Origin of the sequence: Leptospira fluminis, from assembly GCF_004771275.1 — a bacterium.
GTDB lineage: Bacteria > Spirochaetota > Leptospiria > Leptospirales > Leptospiraceae > Leptospira_B > Leptospira_B fluminis.
On the sequence record NZ_RQEV01000015.1, the window covers coordinates 102147 to 118922 of the forward strand.

At 49.3% G+C, this 16776-nt stretch carries 13 protein-coding genes; 6 read left to right on the forward strand and 7 right to left on the reverse strand.

Features of this window, described 5'->3' with window-relative positions:
* Nucleotides 1–19: 19 nt before the first annotated feature.
* A complete protein-coding gene (locus tag EHO61_RS14825; RefSeq protein WP_135814346.1) occupies nt 20–601 on the forward strand; it encodes a DUF6962 family protein in 582 nt (193 codons plus the stop codon).
* Between the two features lie 10 nt (nt 602–611).
* Here EHO61_RS14825 and EHO61_RS14830 read toward each other — a convergent pair whose 3' ends face one another.
* Complete coding sequence (locus tag EHO61_RS14830) at nt 612–1499, reverse strand: LIC_13029 family protein (RefSeq protein ID WP_135814347.1); 888 nt, start codon at nt 1497–1499, stop codon at nt 612–614.
* 133 nt (nt 1500–1632) lie between these two features.
* On the opposite strand from EHO61_RS14830, the gene EHO61_RS14835 reads away from it, so the two are divergent.
* Nucleotides 1633–2655 carry a DUF2804 domain-containing protein gene (locus EHO61_RS14835; RefSeq protein ID WP_135814348.1) on the forward strand — a complete coding sequence of 341 codons (1023 nt, stop codon included), beginning with the start codon at nt 1633–1635 and terminating at the stop codon, nt 2653–2655.
* A 41-nt stretch (nt 2656–2696) separates the two neighbouring features.
* A complete protein-coding gene (locus tag EHO61_RS14840; RefSeq protein ID WP_135814349.1) occupies nt 2697–3818 on the forward strand; it encodes an acyltransferase family protein in 1122 nt (373 codons plus the stop codon).
* Here EHO61_RS14840 and EHO61_RS14845 read toward each other — a convergent pair.
* The 6 genes from EHO61_RS14845 to EHO61_RS14870 form a co-directional block, all read right to left on the reverse strand.
* The gene (locus EHO61_RS14845; RefSeq protein ID WP_135814350.1) at nt 3815–6979 is read right to left on the reverse strand and encodes an efflux RND transporter permease subunit; all 3165 of its coding nucleotides are present in this window, start codon (nt 6977–6979) and stop codon (nt 3815–3817) included. The genes EHO61_RS14840 and EHO61_RS14845 overlap by 4 nt on opposite strands.
* A gap of 1 nt (nt 6980) precedes the next feature.
* Nucleotides 6981–8003, reverse strand: coding sequence for an efflux RND transporter periplasmic adaptor subunit (locus EHO61_RS14850; RefSeq protein WP_135814351.1), 1023 nt, complete (start codon nt 8001–8003; stop codon nt 6981–6983).
* Nucleotides 8000–9358 (reverse strand): TolC family protein, encoded by a 1359-nt coding sequence (locus EHO61_RS14855; RefSeq protein WP_246032159.1) that lies wholly within the window; start codon nt 9356–9358, stop codon nt 8000–8002. Before EHO61_RS14855 ends, EHO61_RS14850 begins: the two co-directional genes overlap by 4 nt.
* 63 nt (nt 9359–9421) lie before the next feature.
* Entirely contained in the window at nt 9422–9793 is a 372-nt protein-coding gene (locus EHO61_RS14860) for a hypothetical protein (protein ID WP_135814352.1), read from the reverse strand.
* A gap of 82 nt (nt 9794–9875) precedes the next feature.
* Nucleotides 9876–11087 (reverse strand): acetyl-CoA C-acetyltransferase, encoded by a 1212-nt coding sequence (locus tag EHO61_RS14865; protein ID WP_135814353.1) that lies wholly within the window; start codon nt 11085–11087, stop codon nt 9876–9878.
* A 152-nt stretch (nt 11088–11239) separates the two neighbouring features.
* A complete protein-coding gene (locus EHO61_RS14870) occupies nt 11240–12211 on the reverse strand; it encodes a YheT family hydrolase (RefSeq protein ID WP_135814354.1) in 972 nt (323 codons plus the stop codon).
* A gap of 393 nt (nt 12212–12604) precedes the next feature.
* Here EHO61_RS14870 and EHO61_RS17255 point away from each other — a divergent pair, with 393 nt between their 5' ends.
* The 3 genes from EHO61_RS17255 (at nt 12605) to EHO61_RS14880 (ending at nt 16741) form a co-directional block, all read left to right on the forward strand.
* Complete coding sequence (locus tag EHO61_RS17255) at nt 12605–12778, forward strand: hypothetical protein (protein WP_167884885.1); 174 nt, start codon at nt 12605–12607, stop codon at nt 12776–12778.
* Between the two features lie 4 nt (nt 12779–12782).
* Nucleotides 12783–16049 (forward strand): efflux RND transporter permease subunit, encoded by a 3267-nt coding sequence (locus EHO61_RS14875; RefSeq protein ID WP_135814355.1) that lies wholly within the window; start codon nt 12783–12785, stop codon nt 16047–16049.
* A 77-nt stretch (nt 16050–16126) separates the two neighbouring features.
* Complete coding sequence (locus EHO61_RS14880) at nt 16127–16741, forward strand: TetR/AcrR family transcriptional regulator (protein ID WP_135814356.1); 615 nt, start codon at nt 16127–16129, stop codon at nt 16739–16741.
* Nucleotides 16742–16776 lie beyond the last annotated feature (35 nt).

Consider the following 16776-nt stretch of genomic DNA (forward strand, 5'->3'; position numbering starts at 1 on the left):
ATTCCTTTCAATACCGTGCATGCAAGTCACCACAGTCGTATCCGATTTCGTACTGGCAGTCTTTGCCGCTTGGTCGGGCTTTCGTCTGCACGCGAACTGGAACCAGCGCAGCGGAGCCTGGGGATTTTATTCCATCGCAGTAGGCGCCGCAATGGGGAGTCTGTTCTTTGCAGGGGCCGTTTGGATAGAACCGATGTACCGGATCGTGATCCGGTTCGCGGCCGAAGTGGGGGTTCCTTGGATCGGCCTGGCGTTTTGGAGCGGAACATTCGGCGGCTTTTCCCGCAGAGGCTGGGTGACGATCTCCATCGTGTTGTTACTCCTTTGTTCTTTAGATACGGTCTTGCGAATGGGTTTTTATTCCACCGGGATCGGAGCGGTTGCCATACTTTCCATTTTGGCTTCTTGTGTGAGAAAGTACCAAGGGGCCCACAAACCTGCCGCCCTGTACGGGATTTTGGGAGGGTTGCTTTTTATTTTTGCGGGCTTGGCGATCGGAACCTCGGGTACGGCAGCCGGAATCCTAAAAGTGGATATTTACCATTTCGTCTTGGCCGGCGCTTGTTATTGTCTCGGCTATTCGCTAAAGCGGATCGGTTAAACGCCGAGAATTATGCCGGGATTTGCTCGGAGACTTGGGTTACCCAAGAGGAGTAATAGTTGGAAAGCGTTCTCAGAAACATCAAATCCATTTCGTTTTCCGGTTTGATCGCTCTGAGCGCATTCGCGTATTGGGTACGGAAATCCGTCAACGTAGCGGATTCGGAGATATAGCGTCTCATGGATTGGGCCTGATCGGGCCCGAAACCGTATTCCGTCGACCATTTGTCGATCAAGGTTCCGCAGGTGTACTTTCTGGAAAGAAGGATCTGCGCCAGAATATTCCGAAACATATTCTCTATCGCGACGACGGTGATTTCCCGGTGAGCAATCGAAATGTCCGTGATGATCTCGTCCTTCTTATCCATGACCGCTTTGGAAGTCCCCATCTTATTGAAGACTTTGGAAAGGTCGTTGTACGCGCGAAAGTGCTTTAGGATGATCTCCCTATCCTTCACGTCCACGGTTCTTTGTTCCTCCGGGTGACTCATCTCTTGGAGGATGGATTCGATGACTTGGAACATGATATCGAACGTGAACTGGGTGGTCTTTCCTAGGAAATAACGGATTTCGTTTTGAAACGCGGCGTGGATAGCCACGAAAAAAATCTCCAGCTTTTCCGGAGGGAGCACCGTAGAAGCTTTGAAGTAGGAGATCATGTCTCGGACGAACTTGGTTCTGTCCAAAATAGGGAACTGCTCCGGGTGATTGGAGTAGGTTCGGAGAAACGTTTCCTTTACGATCTTAATGGCGCCGTTCCGAGCTTCTTCGGAACGGAAAAGAACCCGGTACAAAAGAAGCGAAATTTCGCGGGAGGTCTTTTTTTCTTTGAGGGTTTTAAGATCGGAAGGCTCGAGCAGATCGCTTTTCCCCGGGTGCTTGCTCTGGACTTCTCCCATAAGTCGGTTTTGCTTTTTCCTAACGCTTGGTATGTCTATACTCCGAAGAAAAAACGAAAAGTAAAGCAGATTTGCCGAACACTCAGGAAATCCATTGATTTTTCCACCTCCGAGAAAAGAATCGATCGGACGTATGAACAAGATCATTGGATCGGACAACCAAGTCAGGTACGGAGTGTGGGATTCTCCGATCGATTTTAATCATAAAGACTTTCGGCTTTTGGATTTCTTCGGAAAGGAGATCAAGGGTCTGAGAAAGAGGTTCTCTTTTCACACATTCAATTATCTCGGCTTGCTGATGGAGGATTCCATTCTCGGAATTGCGACCGTCAGCTTAGGGTACGCTTACAATGTTTTCGCGTATCTGTACAAATTCGATGAGGGGAAAGTATACGAATTCGATACCAAGGGGCCGGATATCGGGCATGCTTTGAAATTTCCCGCGAATCCGGACGAGTATGAGATTCGATTCAAAAAAGGGGGATCTTTTTTGGAAATCCGAAAATCCCATTCCGACGGAACTCTCGTTTTGGACGGGGATTTCGGGGGAAAACTCCGGGTTTTCGGTGAGTTTCCGTACTCGATGGAAACTCATCATCCTTTGCGTGTGTTGAATCCGTCCGAGCCTACCCGTTGGACCTTTACCGAAAAATGTTCTCCTCTAGTTCCTCAAAGACTTTCCGTCCGGTACGAAGGCAGAGAGTTGGTTCGCGATCCGAACAAAGTCACCCTGGTATACGACTGGTCCGGCGGATATCTGAGAAGGGAGACGAACTGGTATTGGGCGGCTTTTTCTTCCGTTCTTCCGAATAAGACCAAAATCGGAGCCAACTTTGCCGCACTCGTAAACGAAAGTTTCTTTTCGGAAAACGCTTTTTGGATCAACTCCAAAAGACAAAGAGTGGATCGCTGCATCTTCGATTTTTCCCAAGAGGATCCCTACAAGGCCTGGCGTCTTTGGGACGAAGCAGGTAGGCTGCGTTTGGAATTCCGACCGGAAGGGGAAAGAAAGGAAAAAACGAATCTGCTTCTCGCAAAACTGTATTTCAGACAGTTCGTGGGAAAATTCTCGGGGACGTTTCGACCGGACCAGGGCAAGGAAGTCTCTTTTAAAAACGTCTGGGGATTTACCGAGTTCCACCGGTCCCTTTGGTAGAATTTTCCGAAGGAACTGAAGCTCGTTCAACAGGATCGGATTTGGAAAATTCAACTCGCAAAAGACTCCTTTCTCTGGATGCGCTGAGAGGGTTCACCGTCGCCGGAATGATTCTCGTCAATAATCCGGGATCTTGGTCGGCGATGTATTCTCCTTTGCGTCATGCGAAGTGGAACGGTTGCACTCCTACCGATTTGGTCTTTCCTTTTTTCCTTTTTTCCGTGGGCGTATCCGTCGCTCTTTCTTCCGCTCCGGAAGGAAAGAACGTTCCGAAAATCTGGAGGCGTTCCCTGACGCTTTTCGGGATAGGATTGTTTCTGCATTGGTTCGGAGAATGGGACCTTTCCGGATTGAGGATCCCGGGAGTATTGCAGAGAATCTCCTTCGTGTATCTTTTTACCGCACTCCTGTATCCGCTGGATCGGAAGATTCGAGTTTCGATTCTCGGGGCTTTGCTGTTCGGTTATTGGATCCTGTTAAGTTTTATCGCTCCTCCGGATTCCGCGGTCCCGAATCTGGAACCGAGTTCGAATTGGGGAGCGTGGCTGGATCGGATGATTTTCGGAGAAGCCCATTTGTGGAAGTCCTCACGAACTTGGGATCCGGAAGGATTGCTCGGTTCTATCAGTGCGGTTTCCACCTCCTTGCTCGGCACAATGTTCGGAGACGCGGTTCGCTCCGGAGAGAGAAAGAACGTTCCGATTTCCAAAACCGCATTTTATTGCGGGGCCGCGGGCCTCTTGCTCTTGGTTTTAGGAGGATTGTGGAATCCGATTTTTCCGATCAACAAGAGCCTTTGGACTTCCAGTTACGTGGTCTGGACGGCAGGATGGGCCGCTTTACTATTCGGATTTTTTTTGTTTTTGGAGTCCCGATCCGGAGCGATTAAGAACGCGATTTTCTTTCCTTGGTTGTCCTTCGGGAGAAACGCCATATTGGTTTTTTTCGGTTCCGGAATTCTGGCTAGATCCTTGAATTTGATTACGATACCTGGGGAAACCGGCAAATCCGCTTCTCTGAAACATTTTCTCTTTCAGAAAGGATTTGCAGGTTGGGCATCGACGCCGGAATTCGCATCCTTCTCCTATGCTTTGGCGAATCTGCTGTTTTGGTTTGCGATCCTGTATTGGCTCGATCGGAAAAAGTTGTACTGGAAGATCTAAAGTCGAACTTCGGATACTTCCTTTTTTAATCCTTCCCGATCGGTGAGACAAAAGAGACAAGGAAGGAAAACCAGGGAAAGCAATTCCATCGCGAGTCCTCCTACGATCACGGTAGCCAGCGGTCTTTGCACGTCGGATCCGATTCCGGTAGCGAGAGCCGCCGGTAGTAAACCGAACATGGCGAGAAGGATGGTCATCAGTCTCGGAGAAAACTGTAAATTCGCCGCGGCTAAAACGGAAGTTTTGAGATCGGATCCGTTCGATTCTTCTTGGAAGCGAAGGGTCCTGGATACGAACAGAACGCAGGTCATCGTGGAGATTCCGAACAGAGATACGAATCCTACCCCGGCGGAGACGGAAAAATTCGTACCGGTAAAAACCAAAGCCAGGATCCCTCCGGCTACGGAGAGAGGAACTCCGGAAAGAGCAAGAAGCGCGTAACGTATTTTTCCGTAAATTCCCAAAAGGAATAGATAGATCCCTAAAAGGGTGGCAGGAATGACGATGCTCAGCCTTTCTCCCGCACGGGTCAGGTTTTCGAATTGTCCTCCCCAGCGGAGCGAGACTTTTTCCGGAACGGATACTGTTTCGGCGACTCTCTTCTTGGCTTCCTGTACGAATCCTCCTTGGTCTCTCCCTCGGATGTTGGTTCGTACCGAAATTTGACGCTTTCCGTCCTGTCTTTGGATGACTGTGGGGCCGTCTTTTAGTTCGAGAGAGGCCACTTCGTGTAAAGGAATCCTTCCTCCTGTCGGACTGAAAACGGTCAGGTTTCTCAAGGACTCGAAGGAGGAACGGTACTCGATCGGATACCGAACGACGATATCGAACCTCCTGGACCCCTGGTATAGAATTCCCGCTTCGGTGCCTCCGACCGCGGCTTCTACCGTATTTAAGATGTCCGCCGCATTGATTCCGTAACGCGCGGAATTTCTTCGGTCCACGATAACGGTAAGTTGGGCTTGGTTCCCTTCCTGTTCGATTCCGGATTCCGTCGCACCGGGAATCTCTTGGATTACCGAAAGGATCCGTTTCGCGACGGATCTTAAGACCGTCAAATCCTCTCCATCGATCAGTATCGCAAGATCGGAGACGCTCCCGGTCATCGCTTCGGTGACGTTATCCAAAATAGGTTGGGAAAAGACGAAAAGCGTTCCGGGAAGATTTTCCTGCAGATCGTTCTTGATCCTTTGCACCAGTTCCTTTTTCGTGATCTTCTCCTTCCATAAGGAGTAGTCTTTGAGACCCACTAGGATTTCCAAACGGTTCGGTCCGTAAGGATCCGTTCCTTCGTCGTTTCTGCCTAGTTGGTTCAGAACGGAAACCACAGGATCATGCTTGAGCAGCGTGTTCCGCACGACGGAAAGTTGTTTTTCCGCGCTTCTTAAACCGATTCCGGTAGGAAGAAAACACCGTATCGTGATGGAACCTTCGTCAAGTTCCGGAAGAAAATCCGTTCCTAATTTAGAATATCCTATAGTACTAATTATTCCTACGGAAATAGCGATGAAATATACGGTCCTCTTCGTATCCGACAGCCCTTTTCTTACCAGGAACTCATAGCCGGATTTCATTTTTTCCAAAACGGGATTTTTCCAATGCATCTCGGAATCGGATCCGTCCTCCATTCTGGAACGGAAAAGAAAGCACATGATCACGGGAATCAGCGTGATCGTAAGCAGTAAGCTCCCTAAAAGGGAAAAGGAAAGAGTGAATGCCATCGGAGAAAAAAGTCTTCCTTCTATCCTTTGGAACGTGAAAATGGGAAGGTATGCGAAGATGATGATCGCGATCGCGAAAAAGATCTCGTTTCCGACTTCTTTTGCCGACGAGCGAGTGATCCGTAGCAATTCGGGAAAAGGAACAAGTCCCTGTTCCTTTTTAACGGAAGAATACTTTCGATAGATGTTTTCCGCCATCACTACGGCCCCATCCACGATGATTCCGAAATCTATCGCCCCGAGAGAGAGTAGGTTTGCCGGAATACCGGTGAGTCTCATCATGCCGAATCCGAAGAGCAGGGAAATCGGAATCGTACAGGCAACCACGATCGCCGTGCGTACGTTCCCGAGAAAAAATACCAACACTAGGATTACGATACTCACACCTTCGAAAAGAGTCGTGCGAACGGTACGGACGGTATAATTCACCAACTCGCTACGGTCGTACGTTGCGGTCAGTTTTATGCCCTCGGGAAGCATGTCGGAATTGATCTGGCGGATTTTTTCCCGTAATCTCTCTATGACTTCGGAAGGATTTTCTCCGCGTCGGATCGCGACCAATCCCTGAATCCCCGAATCTTTGGATTTGAACTCTCCCGTAACGGAGTCACGGAGAGCGTAATGGAAAATTCCGTCCGGCCTCCTGGGATATTCCTCTACGGATGCGAGGTTTCCGACATATACGGGAGTTCCGGAAATCGCGGTGACTACGATGTTTCGGATATCTTCCTTATTCCGGATCGCTCCCAATCCTCGTACGGGAAAGCCTTGGTCGCCGCGGGTAAATACGTTACCGCCGGTATTTCGGTTATTGGACTTGAGGGCCTCGATTACGTCGGATAACGTCAGCTGATATCTGTTCAAGCGGTTCGGGGAAGTGATTACGTGGTATTGCTTCTCCAGACCTCCGAAATTGACCACATCCACTACCCCGGGAACCTGGAGTAGGGAAGGGACGATCACCCAATCCTGTAAGGTCCTGAGTTCCATAGGGCTCCAATCCTCGGGCGCTTCGATAACGTATCTATAGATTTCCGAAACCGGACTCGTCATCGGCCCCAAAGAAACGTGCGCCTCCTCCGGTAGATCTATGCTCTTCAATCTTTCCATCACAAGCTGTCTCGCGGTTAGGTCTCCTATCCTTTCCTCGAAGACGTATTGTAGAACGGAAAGTCCGAAGATGGTTTTGGATCTACGAGTCAAAACGTAAGGAACGGAATTCAATCCTCTCTCCAGCGGTAGGGTGACTTTTTCCTCCACTTCGGAGGCCGCTTTTCCCGGAAACTGCGCGATAACGATGACCTGAGTATCTCCTACGTCCGGATACGCTTCTTTTTTCAGATTCGACCAGGACCAGATTCCGAATCCTAAGATCGCGCACACGACACTTAAGGTAGGAATCCGATTCGATAGGGAAACGTCTATGATCCTTGAAATCATATCAAAATCCGAAGCTCAAACTTTTCAGAAGAATCGTGCCTTCCATTAGGATTTCTTCCCGTTCCGAAAGTCCGTCCGTGACGATCGTTTTCGAATCTCCGGAAGTTCCGAGTTCGACTCTGCGCCTCCGAAAAACTCCCGGGGATTCCTTTATGAATACGTAATTCTTTTCGTCTACGGTGACGATGGAGAGATTCGGAACGACGATTACGGAAGTCCGAGGGTCTCCGAAATCCACTTTTGCGTACATTCCCGGAAGAATTTTTTCTTTCGGATTCCTGAGGCTCACGCGAACCTTTACGGTTCTAAGCGCCGGATCCACCACGTCTCCGATCGCTTCCGCTCTGCCTTGGAAGTCCTTTCCGGGAAAAGAGGAAAATCGGATCAGTACTTCTTCTCCCTTTTGTACGTCGTTCAGTTGGGATTCCGGAACGTCGCAGATCAGCCAAAGAGAAGGTCCTTTTACCGCATCTAATTCCTTGGGATTGAAACCGATGGTCCGCAGTTTGGATTCCGTTTCCGAACTTTCCGCCTTGGCCACGGCCAAATTGGATTCCGCCTCCGCCACGTCCCTTCCCGTGGCTGCTTGGTTTGCGTACATGTCCCTGACTCTTTGTAGGTCTTTGAAGGCTTTCAAAGTCACGGCTCTACTTCTCTTGTATTCCGCATAAGTCTGGGTCGTATCGGCCGAATCGAAGAGAATGATTTTTTCGCCCGAATGCACTGAAGTCTTTATGCTCGCGATCACTTTTGCGGGAGCAAGAACGGCAAAGTCCGCATTTCCCACACGAACCGTCCAATACGAAAAACGGGAAAGTCCTCCGGAATCGGAGGGAAAAGAAACGAGATTCCCTTGCTCGAAGACTTGAGGGTTCCGGAAAGACTCCGATTTTTGAATAGGCGATGTTTTGGTTCCTACTATAAGATAGATAATAGTGGATGATGCGAGAGCGGAAAATACCAGAATCGTTTTTGCGCCCCTGTCGGAAATTCTTTCCTTGATTTTTTCGAATGAGAAATTCATCTTCCGATCTCCGCAACTGTTTTTCCGATCGCATAATTGAGAGCTTCCAAGGTTTCCACTCTTTCGGATTGGAGCCGGATCATTTTGAGCATGCTGTCGCTATAAGCCTCGAAAAAATCTGAAAATTCTAATATTGTGATATACTTCTTTTTGTAGTTCTCCGTCATCAGGCCCGCCAATTTACGGTAGTCCTCGGTAAACGGAGTACCGTATCTTCGGACGAGATCTTCCTTATCTTTCGCCGTTCCGAGCGCGGCCCGCACTTCGGCGGATACCTTCAGAATCTGCTCTTCGTAGGAGGCTTTCTTCGCATTCAGATTCATTTCCGAGGATCTGATATTTCCCTGGTTTCGATCGAATACGGGAAGAGGAACGGAGACGGTAACGCCGTAGTAATCCTGAACGTAATTCCCCGCCCGATCGTAGCTTCCTCCCAGAGCGACGTCCGGAATTCTCATCGCTTTTTGCAGGGAAAGGTTGGTTTGTTCCGCTTTGATCGCCAATTCCAAGCTTCTTAGATCCGGTCTAGATTCTAGGGCTAGTTTCAAAAGTTCCTCCGGTTCCAAAACGGATACGGACCGGCCGGATTCTTCGTTTGCCAGAAATTCCGGCAGGATCTCCCGTTCGGAAATCGAAGGTTCGTTTAACAGAACCTTCAGGACGGCTTCCTTTTCCCTTACGATTTTGGCCACTTCCAGTCGGTCCGTTTCCAATCGGAATAGGATGGATCTCAACCGGAGTAATTCGGAAAGAAGGATGTTCCGGTTCGCGTGTACGATCTCCGCGGAGGAGACGGTTTTTTTAAGGGAAGAAACGCTTTCGTCGAAAAAGTCCAGGGATTTTCTCGCGTAATACAATTGGAAAAAGGACGTCCTAAGTTCCAATTTCAGTCCGCGTAAAGTGTCGTAAAACGTCTGTTCCGCGATTTCCCGGTTCCATTGGGCCAAACGAATTCTCTTGTCCCGTTTTCCGGCCAGAACAAAGAGCTGTTGCAATTGAAAGGAGGTCTCTCCGTTCTTTGTGGTATCGAAATACTTTTTCGTGATTTTGTTATATATGTTCTGGTCCAGAGAGAGCGTAGGATTGTCCCAAAGACCGGCTTGGAGAACCTCTCCTTTCTTGGATTCGATTTCGAATTTCGAGGATAAAAGAGCCAGGTTATTCCTCAAAAACGTCTCTTCCGCCTCCCGAAGGTTCAGGTTTCGCTTAGGAGGTACGATATTCCCCATGCCGGCATGTGCCAGGCTGGTGTCCGCGAACCCGTCCGAGATCGGAAACGTTAAGAAAACCGTAAAATGAAAGATGAATACGCCCGTACGAGCGCGCGTCCCGAAGACGCATTCCGATAAATGCAATTTTCACTCCTTTTCCGTCCGCGATTCCATTTAGGTAACGGACGGATCATCGTCTAAAACAGGTTAGGTGAAACGTGGAGGAGGGAGATTGAGTAGGAGAGGGGATAAAAGATAGGAGGTTCCGGTTTCTCCGGAGTCCAATTCGGTTTGGGAAATAAGAGTTCTAAAGAGGGAAAGGGAAACCCGGTCTTCCGGATCGTATTCCGTGCTATCCGGAACCCAAACGGAATCGATTCCGTCGTCTTCTTCCTCTTGGTAGGGTCGGAGACCCCTTTTTAAGGGCGCAGTCTTTTTGGATGCGGATTTGTATTGTCCGTTGGGATGAAACTGATAAGAGGAGACTCTGAATTGCTGGAATATCGGAAGGGAAAACTGAAGCGCTAAAACCGGTACGAACCAAAGCAAGGTCCCGCGGATTTTTCGAATTCCTTCCATAAAAACGAATCTCCGGCGGCTACTTCGCGTTAAAAGAAAAAAAGCGTCGATCCGGACGGAAATCGACGCTTTTTTCGGGAACTTAAATGCGTTCTATAACGGTTGCGATTCCCATTCCTCCGCCGATGCAAAGAGTAATTAGAGCGTAACGTTGTTGTCGTCTCTCTAATTCGTCCAACGCGGTACCCAAAAGGATAGCTCCGGTGGCGCCTAACGGGTGTCCCAGAGAGATAGATCCGCCGTTAACGTTGATTTTTTCCAAGGGGATTCCCAAAGTCCGTTGGGTATAAAGGACCACGGAAGCAAAGGCCTCGTTGATTTCCCAAAGATCGATATCTTCTACCTTTAATCCGGCGAGTTGGAGAGCCTTTCTGGAAGCGGAAACCGGTCCGGTCAACATGATCGTCGGATCTTCTCCGGTGGAAGCCATCGCTAAGATTTTCGCTCTCGGTTTCAGTCCGAATTTCTTGATTCCGTCGTCGTTTGCGATCAGTACGGAAGCTGCACCGTCCACGATTCCGGAGGAATTTCCTAGGGTGTGTATATGATTGATTTTTTGGATTTCCGGATAGGAGCGTAGAGCGATCGCGTCCAGTTCCTTTTCTCCGATGGTTTTAAAAACGGCGCCCAATCCGGAAAGGAAAGCGTAATCGGATTCGATGCGAGGATTTTCATCGGTATCCACGATCGTTCCGTCCTCCAATTTCACCGGCACGATGGATTTTTTGAAGACTCCTTCCTTGACCGCTTTGGCCGCTTTGATCTGGGAGGACTCCGCAAAACGATCCGCATCTTCCCGAGAGATATTGAATTTCGTCGCGATCAAGTCGGCCGAAATTCCTTGCGGAACTAGATTGTAATGTTTCGCTATATTCGGATTTCCTACATTGAAATCCCGGTCACCCATATCCGCGCCCATTTTGACCCGGCTCATGGATTCGATTCCGCCTCCCAAGGCAACATCCATACTACCTGCTTGGACGTGGTTGGCAACGTTATTGACGGCTTGCAGGCCGGAGCCGCAAAAACGGTTCACGGTATATCCCGGAACGGAATTCGGCCATTCCGCCGCCATGACAGCATAACGTGCGATGCATGCGGCCTGGTCTTCGACTTGGGAAACGCAGCCTAATACGACTTCCTCTACGATCTCCGGCTTTAAGCCGTTTCTTTCCTGGATCGCTTTCAGAGTGGAAGCGGATAATTCCTGCGGGTGGACGGAAGCCAGGCTCCCTCTTTTCTTTCCTTTTCCGCGGGGGGTGCGTACGGCATCTATAACATATGCGTTTGGCATGGAGTTTCTCCTATAACGAAAGGCGTTCGTCTTATTTTGAACTATCGTTCAAGAACGAGAAGCATTCTGGTTCCAATTTACGACGAAGGAGGGAAAAGCAAGTTCTTTTGGAGGAATTCTTTCTGAGCGGATCCGCTACCGGCGATTCGGATTCAGACCCCGATCGCCGTTTCCAATACTTTGAAGTACCAACAATCCCCTTTTAGGTTTTCGTAAAACCCGTTGTGTCCGCCGTATTTTTGGATGAGAACGTTCAATTTCGAATGCGGAGGTATGACTTTGAATTCGTCCGGTCGGATGATGGGATCGTCTTCCGAAGTCACGATGGAAACCTGCACCTTCAATCCTTTGAAATCTTTGGATCCTAAAGTATAGGAAAGGAAATATTCGTTCGTATCTTTGAATTGGCTCGTACTCGCGACGATTCTGTCCGTCATCTCCATCACGGATTTTCCTTTGATGATCTCCGGATAAGGATGGAGTTCCGGATAGTGCACGTTTTTTTTATGTAAGGATTCCCGCCATTTCTCCCGGAAATATTTTCCGATGATCCATTTGGAATCCATCATCTCCGTAGCGCTCTGCGGATGCAGGGCGGGGCTGACTGCGACGCAATGTTTGAGATTCGGGATTTTGGCCTTTCCTTTGGAATGTTCCCTCGCGATCCGAAGGGTAAAATTTCCCCCCAAGGAGAATCCCGCTATGTAGACCGGAACCTTTTTGCCGAATTCCGAGGCCGCCTTTCGGACCGCTTCGTACGTTTCCTTAAGTAAACTTCCGTTAAAGGGTTCCGGATTGAGATGGTGGGTTTCTCCGTGATCCCGCAAGTTCAATCGAAAGATGGAGACGCCTTTCTCGAAAAACCTTCTTCCGGTCCTTTGGATATAATTGGAGTTGATGCTACCTTCCCAGCCGTGGATTAAAATGAGCAACGCCTTGTTTTCGGGAGCTCTGGAATAATGGCCTATGAGTTTGACCCCTTTTCCCGCATTCAAGACCACCGGTTTCGCATTCGCGTCCATAGGATGGTCCGGCCTGTTTTGCCTGAGCAAGGAAGCGAGAATGGTTTGCACGAAAGGATGCCGCAAATGAAACGGCGGCTTGAAGGAAGTAAGCTTCTTCATAATTCCAGCTTAGCCGCTTTGCCCTGCCTCCGCAAGCAATCCTCTTTCGGTTCTTTCCAAAATGGAATACTCGGGAGGTGGAAGGTTTGGTCGTCAAACCGAGTGCAAGTTTGCGGTTGAGTCGGTGTTCTTTCTTTCGGCTTGCGGGGAGGTCGTTTTCTCTGCTTGCAGGTTTGCTTCTCCCCGTCTTTCCGGAAACGTAGCAGAACATTCCGGGTTTGCTCCTGCATTTCGGCAAAATTTTAAAAATTCTTGGCTGGGGAAGTGGATTCCTCGGATACTCATTGCCCCATTTTATGATAATGAGACCTAAGATCAAATAAGAAATCCCCTTTTCTTTTTTTTGCTTGCAATGGAAACAAAAGAGTCAAATTTTGTTTCTTGGTGGTTTATATGAAAGAATATCGAAACACAAGCAAACGGTTCGTTCTGGGTTTGGCATCTCTAGGAATTCTTTTTTGGGGATTTTCCCTTTTCCCGGAATCTTTGGAAGATCGAAAATCGAGCAAGAATCCTTCTTCTTCGATTTCGGGTTCCTTAGATCGGGCCGCAATCAACGGAGAATGAGAGTATGAATTTCGCGGAACTTTCGATCAAGCGTCCTATTTTTATCACTTGCACAGTTCTGATCATCTTGGTCACGGGCTACCTTTCCCTAAACAAACTAGGGGTGGATTTATTTCCGAATGTGACCATACCGGTCGTGACTGTGACGGTTCCCTATCCGGGCGCCGCGCCGAACGAGATTGAGACCTTGATCGCAAAGCCCGTAGAAGACGAATTGTCCACGATATCGGGCGTTAAGAGAATCAAATCCGCCTGTAGCGAAGGTTCCGGAACCGTGGTGGTGGAATTCACTTTGGAAACGGACGTGAAGTACGCAGAGCAGCAGGTCCGGGACAAGGTTTCCGCGGTGAAACCGAAGTTGCCGAGCGACGCAAAGGAACCGATTATCCGTAGGATCGATCCGGCGGACCAGCCCATCCTCATCCTAGCTCTCCAAGCGGAACTTTCCGAAGCGGTTCTTTTCGATATCGCCAGTGAAGAGATCAAACAAAGCCTGCTTACCGCTAAAGACGTGGGAAATATCACGATCTATGGAGGACGGAAGAGGGAAATCCATGTGGAATTGGACCGCCAAAAATTAAAGGCGCACATGATTCCCGCCTCCGTGGTTTCCAATCGATTGGCTTCCGGTGGGACGAATATTCCGGCCGGAAAGGTGAGTAAGTCCGACAAGGAGCTGGTGTACCGTACCATCAACGAATTCCAATCCCCTCAGGAAATCCGGGACACTCCGATTTCCCTGTTCGGGAACGAGATTCCCGTTAAGATCGGGCAATTGGGAGAAGTCAAGGATACCCTCGAGGACGAAACTTCTCGAGCATACTTTAACGGTAAAAAGGCGATCTTTCTCCTGGTGTACAAACAGTCCGGAGCGAATACGGTCGCGGTCGCGCAAGAAGTCAAACGGCGCGTAGGGGAGTTGAACAAGGAACTCTCGAAACGGGAAGGCAGTCCCAAACTGTCCATGGCGAACGACAATTCGATCATGATCGACGACAATATCTACGACGTCAAGGAGACCATTCTGATCGGGATCGCTCTGACCATCGTGGTTGTGCTATTGTTTTTGGGCAGCGTGAGATCCACCATCATTACCGGATTGGCCTTGCCGAACTCTCTCTTAGGCGCCTTTATTTTGATGGCAGTGGCGGGCTTCACCGTAAACGTCATGACTCTGTTGGCCCTAAGTTTGGCGGTGGGATTATTGATCGACGATGCGATCGTGGTAAGGGAAAACATCTTCCGGCACAGGGAGATGGGTAAGACCGCCCGTGTCGCTTCCATAGAGGGGACCAAGGAAGTCACGTTAGCAGTCGTTGCCACTACCATGACAGTGATAGCGGTGTTTTTGCCGATCGCGTTCGTGAGCGGGGTAGTGGGACAGTTCCTCAGGGAATTCGGACTGACGGTGTGTTTCGCTCTGTTGATTTCCTTGTACGATGCTCTTACCATCGCGCCTATGCTTTCCAGTTATTTCGGAGGAAAGATCGCCAATCACGGTCACGGTGCTTCCGGACATTCCTCCGCCGTTCCGGAATTTACGACCCATTCCGAAACGACAAAGAAGAAGAAAGGAAAGTCGGACCACACTCCGCTGGAAGAATTGGCTCTTTCCAAAATCCGTCCGGAGTCCTCACGCAAGGGGCCAGTTCGGAAAATACTCGGTTGGATCGGAGGATTTTTCGGAGGTCTGGAAAAAGGTCTAGATGGGGTTCTTTCCTGGTTCAACGTATTCCAATCCTGGCTGGAAGATCGTTACGCATCCATACTGAAGTTTACGCTGAAACGGCCGAATCTCATACTCGTAGGCGCCGTTCTCATCTTCATCGCCAGTTTGGGTCTGACGAAATACATTCCTAAAACCTTCCTTCCCGCGCAGGACAACGGAAAGTTCCAAGTCACTTTGGATATGCCTCCGGGTACTTCCGTGGAAAAGATGGCTACCGTCGCCCAGCAAGTGTATCGGAAGATGGCGGAACATAGGGAAATACTCCTAGTCGCTATGTTCAATACGAATCGTACCACCACTATGTTCGTGGAGATGATTCCATCCAAACAGAGAAAAATGAACACTTCCGAATTCAAGGATCTGCTCCGAAAGGAACTGGAATCCTTCTCCTATGCGAATCCGATCGTAAAGGACATCGATAACGTAGGGGGAGGCCAAAGGCCTTTTACCCTCGTAGTCAGCGGACAAAACGGTCAACTCGTGGAAAATTACGCGGGCAAATTGTTCCAACGTCTGCGGGAATCCAAAGCTCTTTTGGATGTGGACACCAGCTATCGCTCGGGAGCTCCTGAATTTCGCGTCGTCCCGGATCGGGATAAGGAAGTCCTGTTAGGAATTCCCGGAACGGTGATCGGAAGCGAGCTGAGAACTCTGGTGGAAGGAACTACTCCCGCAGTGTATCGGGAAAACGGCGTGGAATACGATATCCGCGTAAGGTTAAAGGAAGGACAGAGGGACTTGAAGGACAACTTCTACAATTCCTTTGTGCCGAATTTCAATAATCGGATGATCCCGATTCAAAACGTGGCTCGTGCGGAGGAAACCACGGGGCTGGCAACGATCAACCGGATGAACAGGAATAAATCCGTGGAGATTTACGGAGACGTCAACCCCGAAGGTCCGGGAATGGGAGGAGCCATGCAGGAAGTCGCCGTGATCACCCAAAGCGAGCTTCCTCTTCCCCCCGGAATCCGGATCGGATACACGGGCCAGGCGGAAAATTTCAAGGAAATGGGAACTTCCATGGGAATCGCGATGGGCTTAGGTGTTCTATTCATATATATGGTTCTTGCCTCCTTGTATGAAAGTTTCATCACTCCGATCGCGATCATGCTGGTGCTTCCTTTGGCTCTTTGCGGCGCATTCATCGCGCTCTTTTTGACTCAAAAGTCCTTGGACATCTTCTCCATGATCGGTCTCATCATGTTGATCGGAGTCGCGACGAAAAACTCCATCCTTCTGGTGGATTTTACGAACCAGTTGATCCATCAGGGAATGGAAATGAAGGCGGCGATCGTGGAAGCGGGCAGAGAAAGGCTCAGGCCGATTCTGATGACTTCCTTCGCTTTGATCGCCGGAATGCTTCCCATCGCGATCGGTCTGAACGAAGCGTCGAGACAAAGGACGAGTATGGGGGTCGCCATTATCGGAGGTCTGATTTCCTCGACGATTCTGACCTTGGTGGTGGTTCCCGCCGCATTCTCTTATATAGAAAAGTTAAACGAATTAGTTAGGAGAAACGCTCCTAATCCGGACGCCTAAGAGCAAAGGAAAGTCAATCACTCCCGATCGGAAATACCGTAAAAAAGCGTTTCCTCGGGAGCAGGGGGTGAGTTAGAATGCAAACCGTCGTGGAACAGCAAATCGTTACGGAACCGGACGAAGTTAAGCTTCGGATTTTCGATAAAGCGTTCGAGTTATTTCTTCGTTACGGATTCGCTAAAACCCGTATGGAAGAGATCGCGAGAACGCTTCGGATCAGCCGCAAAACTCTGTACAAGTATTTCGCGAACAAACATGACCTTTTGATGGAGCTGATGACTCACAAGCATCTTCGCATCCACGGAAAGATAGAAAAGATCCATGCTGATCCGGACAAAAGCATTAAGGAAAAACTGCAGGCAATGCAGGAATGTCTAAGCGGGGAAATTCCCCAAGGAATGAACGAGTTTCTCAGGGATATCCGGAATCAGGTTCCGGATCTTTGGAAAATCTTCGCGGAACAGAAGGAAAAGAACATCAACAGAACGATGCGCAAAATGATCGAAACCGGGATCAAAAACGGAGACATCCGTCCCGACGTGAATCCCGATATCGTTCTATTGATCCACGCTGCATCCACGGAAGCTATGTTCGATCCGGGCTTTTTGGCCCACACTCCCTACACGATCCGGGATCTTGTCAGAGAATTGGACAATATCATATTTTACGGAATCGTAAAACGGGAGAATTAAGCCCGCGACACCGCTTCCTTTTAGAAAAGGAATTT

Coding starts and splice junctions, on each gene's coding strand:
- EHO61_RS14825 (WP_135814346.1), top strand. CDS start 20: ATGCAAGTCACCACAGTCGTATCCGATTTCGTACTGGCAGTCTTTGCC.
- EHO61_RS14865 (WP_135814353.1), bottom strand. CDS start 11,087: ATGCCAAACGCATATGTTATAGATGCCGTACGCACCCCCCGCGGAAAA.
- EHO61_RS14850 (WP_135814351.1), bottom strand. CDS start 8,003: ATGAATTTCTCATTCGAAAAAATCAAGGAAAGAATTTCCGACAGGGGC.
- EHO61_RS14830 (WP_135814347.1), bottom strand. CDS start 1,499: ATGGGAGAAGTCCAGAGCAAGCACCCGGGGAAAAGCGATCTGCTCGAG.
- EHO61_RS14860 (WP_135814352.1), bottom strand. CDS start 9,793: ATGGAAGGAATTCGAAAAATCCGCGGGACCTTGCTTTGGTTCGTACCG.
- EHO61_RS14880 (WP_135814356.1), top strand. CDS start 16,127: ATGCAAACCGTCGTGGAACAGCAAATCGTTACGGAACCGGACGAAGTT.
- EHO61_RS14870 (WP_135814354.1), bottom strand. CDS start 12,211: ATGAAGAAGCTTACTTCCTTCAAGCCGCCGTTTCATTTGCGGCATCCT.
- EHO61_RS14875 (WP_135814355.1), top strand. CDS start 12,783: ATGAATTTCGCGGAACTTTCGATCAAGCGTCCTATTTTTATCACTTGC.
- EHO61_RS14845 (WP_135814350.1), bottom strand. CDS start 6,979: ATGATTTCAAGGATCATAGACGTTTCCCTATCGAATCGGATTCCTACC.
- EHO61_RS14835 (WP_135814348.1), top strand. CDS start 1,633: ATGAACAAGATCATTGGATCGGACAACCAAGTCAGGTACGGAGTGTGG.
- EHO61_RS17255 (WP_167884885.1), top strand. CDS start 12,605: ATGAAAGAATATCGAAACACAAGCAAACGGTTCGTTCTGGGTTTGGCA.